This is a genomic window from Kitasatospora sp. NPDC057518 (assembly GCF_042802075.1).
In the GTDB taxonomy this organism is placed as follows: Bacteria; Actinomycetota; Actinomycetes; order Streptomycetales; family Streptomycetaceae; genus Kitasatospora.
This window is the reverse complement of record NZ_JBHVEU010000592.1, coordinates 1-4,579: the sequence shown is the minus strand read 5'-3', so window position 1 is coordinate 4,579 and position 4,579 is coordinate 1. Positions and strand designations below refer to the sequence as shown.

6 protein-coding genes are annotated in these 4,579 nt (G+C 72.1%); 4 read left to right on the top strand and 2 right to left on the bottom strand.

Features of this window, described 5'->3' with window-relative positions:
- Together ACFU7Z_RS36720 and ACFU7Z_RS36715 are read left to right on the top strand one after the other, a co-directional pair.
- A partial coding sequence (locus ACFU7Z_RS36720; protein ID WP_380782401.1) for a glycoside hydrolase family 15 protein occupies positions 1-656 on the top strand: 656 nt, incomplete at its 5' end.
- A gap of 126 nt (positions 657-782) precedes the next feature.
- Positions 783-2,270 (top strand): glycoside hydrolase, encoded by a 1,488-nt coding sequence (locus ACFU7Z_RS36715; protein WP_380745434.1) that lies wholly within the window; start codon positions 783-785, stop codon positions 2,268-2,270.
- Positions 2,271-2,349: 79 nt separating this feature from the next.
- Here ACFU7Z_RS36715 and ACFU7Z_RS36710 read toward each other — a convergent pair whose 3' ends face one another.
- Entirely contained in the window at positions 2,350-3,075 is a 726-nt protein-coding gene (locus ACFU7Z_RS36710) for a dienelactone hydrolase family protein (RefSeq protein ID WP_380782399.1), read from the bottom strand.
- Positions 3,076-3,218: 143 nt separating this feature from the next.
- Between ACFU7Z_RS36710 and ACFU7Z_RS36705 the strand changes: the two genes are divergently transcribed.
- Positions 3,219-3,536 (top strand): hypothetical protein, encoded by a 318-nt coding sequence (locus tag ACFU7Z_RS36705; protein WP_380745430.1) that lies wholly within the window; start codon positions 3,219-3,221, stop codon positions 3,534-3,536.
- 128 nt (positions 3,537-3,664) lie between these two features.
- A complete protein-coding gene (locus tag ACFU7Z_RS36700) occupies positions 3,665-3,880 on the top strand; it encodes a cold-shock protein (protein ID WP_049650536.1) in 216 nt (71 codons plus the stop codon).
- Positions 3,881-3,913: 33 nt separating this feature from the next.
- Here ACFU7Z_RS36700 and ACFU7Z_RS36695 read toward each other — a convergent pair.
- A partial coding sequence (locus tag ACFU7Z_RS36695) for a hypothetical protein (protein WP_380782398.1) occupies positions 3,914-4,579 on the bottom strand: 666 nt, incomplete at its 5' end.

Genomic DNA, 4,579 nt, shown 5'->3' with positions numbered 1-4,579 from the left:
AGAACCCCGACGAGGGCATCTGGGAGGTCCGCGGCCCCCGCCGCCACTTCGTCCACTCCAAGGTCATGGCCTGGGTCGCCGTCGACCGCACCATCGAACTGCTGGAACGGACCGACGAGCAGGGCCCGTTGGAGCGGTGGCGCGCGCTGCGCGACACCATCCACGCCGACGTCTGCGAGCACGGCTACGACCCGGACCGCAACACCTTCACCCAGTCCTACGGCTCAGCCGAACTCGACGCCTCCCTGCTGCTGATCCCCCAGGTCGGCTTCCTACCCCCGGACGACAAGCGCGTCATCGGCACCATCGAGGCCATCCAGCGCGAACTGTCCACCGAGGACGGCTTCGTCCTGCGCTACCCCACCGACGGCGGAGTGGACGGCCTGCCGGGCGACGAAGGCGCCTTCCTCGCCTGCTCCTTCTGGCTCGCCGACGCCCTCGCCCTGATCGGCCGCACCGACGAGGCCCGCGAACTGTTCGAGCGCCTGCTGTCGATCCGCAACGATCTGGGCCTGCTCGCCGAGGAGTGGGACCCGCGCCTCAAGCGCCAGGTCGGCAACTTCCCCCAGGCCTTCAGCCACGTCCCGCTGATCGACACCGCCCTGCGGCTCACCCAGCCCCTCGGCCCGGAATCCTGGGACACCACAGCTCCGTGAGACCGGCAACCACAGGGCCGGGAAGTGATCAACAGCACACTGGTTCCGCCTCTCGCCGGTGGTGCAGACTGAGCGCTTCGCGCACGCCCCACATCCGGGCGCGCGGATTCCGTTCAGGGGGATTTGATGGAACGTCGTACGGTTCTGCGTGGACTGGTGGGCCTGCCGGCCGGAGCGATGGCGGTGCTCTCCGCCGCCCGACCGGCCTGGGCCGACTTCACCACGACGGTGAATCCGTCGGCCAACTGGGGGACCTGGGAAGGGTGGGGCACCTCGCTGGCCTGGTGGGCCAACCAGCTCGGCCCCCGGGAGGACCTGGCCGATGTGCTGTTCAGTCGGAAGACCGTCCGGTTCCAGGGGCAGACGGTACCCGGGCTGGGGATGAACGTGGTCCGCTACAACGTCGGCGGCTCGGGAACGAACAGCATCGGCGGCAGGACGATGAAGCCCGGTCCGACACTGGACGGCTTCAAGCAGATCGAGGGCTACCAGCTCGACTGGGCCTCCGCGGACCCGCAGTCGTCCAGCTGGAACTGGAACGCCGACGCGCACCAGCGCGACATGATGTGGCTGGCCCGGGACCGCGGCGCCGACAGGTTCGAGCTCTTCAGCAACTCGCCGATGTGGTGGATGCTGAAGAACGACGACCCCCGCGGAGCGCCGGACGGCTGGAGCTGCAACCTGCGGGACGACAACTTCGGCCGCCACGCGGCGTACATGGCGACGGTGGCCCGGTACGCCCATGATCACTGGGGCATCGACTTCACCTCCGTCCAACCGGTCAACGAGCCGGGGGCCAACTGGGGTGGCTACTCGCCGGACCTCATCGGCGGACAGGAGGGCTGCCACTACGACCGGCCCCGACTGGCCGAGATCATCCGGCAGACCCGCACCCAGCTGGACGCGCGCGGCCTGCACTGGATGATGGTGGCGGGCCTCGACGACTGGGGCGTCGGCAGCGCCGCGTACAACTGGCACGACAACCCCGACTTCGACGCCGCCACCCGCGCGGCCGTGGGACGGGTGAACGTCCACGGCTACGACGTCGACGGTGACCGCGACGCGCTGTACAAGATGGTGGCGGCGGACGGCAAGAACATCTGGATGTCCGAGTACGGCGACGGTGACACCAGCGGCCTCCAGCTCGCCCGGAACCTCAACTTCGACCTGCGCTGGCTGCACCCCACGGCGTGGGTCATCTGGCAGATCCTCGACTGGGAGAACTACGGGGCGATCACCCTCACCAACGGGGTGATCGGCGCCGTCAACCCGAAGTACTTCCTGCTCGCCCAGTACATGCGGCACATCCGCCCCGGCATGACGATCATCGACGCGGGCCACCCCGACGCCGTCGCGGCCTACGACAGCGTGAACCACAAGCTGGTCATCGTCGCCGTGAACTACGGGGAAGGACAGTGGATCAACTTCGACCTCTCCCGGTTCGGCAGGCCCGGACAGGACGGTGCCCTGGTCGAGCGGTGGGCCACCGGGACGGACGCCGGCGGTGAGCGCTACCAGCAGCACGCGGACACCGTGATGCGCGGCACCCGGTTCTGGTCCTACTTCAACGCCCGTACCGTGCAGACCTTCGAGGTCTCCGACGTCCACCTGTAGGACGTCCGCCGGCAAGGGGCCCCGCCCCGGTGCCCGCCCTGCCCGTCGACCCGGTCGGTCGACGGGCAGGGGCCGGGGCTCACTCCTGTACGGGCAGGCACTCGTCGAGCAGGCCGACGATGTCGCGCCAGGCCCGCTGGGCCTGCCGCGGGTGGTGGGCGACGCCGGGGAGCACGGCGTGGCCGACCGTCGGGTGGTGGAAGGCGTGCTGGGCGCCGCCGTAGACCACCAGGCGCCAGTCGACGCCCGCGGCCCGCATCTCGGCGGCGAAGGCGTCCCGCCGCTCGGCGGGCATGATCGGGTCCTCCGACCCGACCCCGGCCCACACCGGGCAGCGGATCCGGGCGGCCTCCCCCGGACGGCCCGTGACCAGGCCGTTCACCGTCCCGATCGCCCGCAGGTCGACGCCGTCACGCCCGAGTTCCAGCGCGATCGCGCCCCCGGTGCCGTAGCCGATGGCGGCGATCCGCTCGGGGTCGGTCCGCGGTTCGGCGAGCAGCACGTCGAGGGCCGCGTGGCCGATGCCCCGCATCCGGTCGGGGTCGTCGAGCAGCGGCATCACCCGCGCCAGCATCTCCTGCGGGTCGCTGATCCAGCGCCCGCCGTGGAGGTCGAAGGCCAGTGCCACGTAGCCCAGTTCGGCGAGGGCGTCGGCCCGGCGGCGCTGGAAGTCGTTCAGGCCGGGCCCCTCGGGCCCGATCAGGACCGCGGGCCGGCGGCCGGTTCCGGCGGGCAGCGCGAGGTGCCCGATCATCGTCATTCCGTCGGCCGGGTACTCGACCGTACGCGTGGTGACCATCGTCATGGAACGGGACTGTAGTGAGGACCGGCCCCCGCCCGGGCCCGACTTAGCCGTCGGCAGAGCGGGCGGCCCGCCGCCCCGCCGCAGGCCCATCCGCCGCTCGCGCACCCGTAGACTCGGGCGCGAGCCGGACGGGATGAGGACCGATGGACTACTGCCGCCACGAGTTGAGCAACTGCGCGGACTGCGCTCCGCGGGCGCAGCCCCGCGAGGGCGCGCCCGGCGCCGAGTGGGACGGCTGGCCGCCGTCGGCGATCATCGTCCACGCCAGCCGGAAGGCGCATCTGCCGGGCTGCCCCCACATCCTCCCGGCCGACGTCGAACCGCCGGTCTACGGCTGGGTGCTCGACCCCTCGCCGGGGGCGTGGCGCCGGCTCTCCGACTCCAACCCGCTGCACGCCACCGGGGGCAACACCCAGCGCTCCGCGACCAGCCGCTGTCAGGACTGCGACGCCACCCAGTAGGCCGTACCGGAGGTCGGGGGCACGGTCACCGCGAACGTCCCGGCGGCCGCCGCTGCGCTTCGCGTCGGAGCGGCTCCGCTGCGTGAGAGACTGGCGCGGTCAGTGTGATCCCTGTGCAAGGAGTGGACATGGCCGACCGCCAGAACGGCACCGTGAAGTGGTTCAACGACGAGAAGGGCTACGGGTTCATCACCCCGGAGTCCGGCCCGGACCTGTTCGTGCACTTCAGGTCGATCGAGGGGGCCGGCTTCAAGTCCCTCGTCGAGGGCCAGCGGGTGACGTTCGAGGCGGTCCAGGGCCAGAAGGGGATGCAGGCCGACAAGGTCCAGGTCGTCGAAGGCTAGGGCGTGCACCGGGCCTGACGGGCGGCGGCCCGGCTACACCGGCCGCCGGCCGGTGAGCCTCTGCCACCGGTCCCGTGCCTCGTCCAGTTCGCGGCGGGCCCCGGGGATGCGCGTGTCCGCCTTCTGGCGGGCCAGCACGTCGGCGAGCCGGCGCCGGGCCTCCTCCTGGTCGGCCGTGTCCTCGACCGCTTCGCGCAGGTCGGCCTCGGCCCGGGGCACGAGCGCCTGGCGTTCGGCCGTGGCCGCCTTGGCGTCGGCGGCGGCGTTGAACACCTCGACGACGAACTTCCGGACCTCGGCCTCGGGCGTCCCGTCCAGCGGGACGGAGACCATCTGCCGACGGCCGGTCGGAAGCGCCACGTAGACGTGGCCGTCGGTGCCGGAGTACTCGTCGAGGAGCGCGACCTCGTGCAGCGGGTACTCCGCCGTACGGCCCTCGGCCGTCACCTCCAGGGCTCGGTCGTACAGCCGCAGGCTGTCCCCGAGGGAGGACCTCAGCGACCCCCGGTCCGGGGACCGGAGCCGGTCCAGGTGCGCCCGGGCCTCGCCGACCCGGCTCGCGTGGGCCCGCTCGGCCGCTTCGACGGCGGAGCGGGCCCTGCCGCGTTCGCGGCCCGCCTCGCGCTTCAGGTCGCGGAGCTTCCCTCGGGCGGCGTCCTGGTCGCGCGGGTGGTGGGCGTACGCACCGCTCCAGAGGCC